The following is a 662-nucleotide window of genomic DNA, read 5'->3' as shown; positions in this document are numbered from 1 at the left end:
CCAGTCGCCTTCCGGTGTAGCGGGCACCTGCTGGACACTGCCCAGCAATTGCTTCACCGGCGCAAGATAAAAACGCTGATACAGCCCTTCGGGCAAGGCACTGTTTTGCCATAATTGTTGCAGGTACTGACGGCGCTGCGGGGTGGCCAACAACTCATCCGCCGATTGCGGCTGGAAATAACCCCGACAATCACGAATGGTCTCCGGCGGTGGTGCTGATGATTTTTTCTGTGCAGCAGACTGACGGATAAAATGGGATTTAAGACGCTGAAACATGGCTTTTCTCCTTCGGTTCAAATTGGGCCCAGTGTCGGTGAATCCCAGTCTGAAACAAGGAAAAACTCTTTATGCGGAAATGAAAATTAAACTGGCACGATTCATCCATTGACGCGCTTACTCAGTCAGCTTAATTTCCACTATAAATCAATCTATTAATATGATTTAAAAATAAAAAGCGCCCCGAAAGGCGCATTAGAGTAATAGGATAGAGGCTGAAAAAATTCAGGCTGCCTGTGGCTGTTGATACTCCCGTAAACGGCCCGACCAGTTACCCAGATAATGGGCCGACGTATAACGTGTCCGTTTGCGGCCACCATCATCCAGCGCATTGCCGATAGTGACCGCTGCCGGAATGCCGGTCAGGGACAGCTGGACATAAGCCA

General features: G+C 50.0%; 1 protein-coding gene. It reads right to left on the bottom strand.

What is annotated here, in order from left to right; genetic code table 11:
• The coding region (locus tag AB204_RS20550) for a TraI domain-containing protein (protein ID WP_047965238.1) at positions 1-276 on the bottom strand (276 nt) is incomplete at its 3' end.
• Positions 277-662 lie beyond the last annotated feature (386 nt).

It is taken from the genome of Xenorhabdus khoisanae (assembly GCF_001037465.1).
GTDB lineage: Bacteria > Pseudomonadota > Gammaproteobacteria > Enterobacterales > Enterobacteriaceae > Xenorhabdus > Xenorhabdus khoisanae.
Note: the sequence above shows the minus strand (reverse complement) of the source record. Positions and strands in the feature narration are given on the sequence as shown.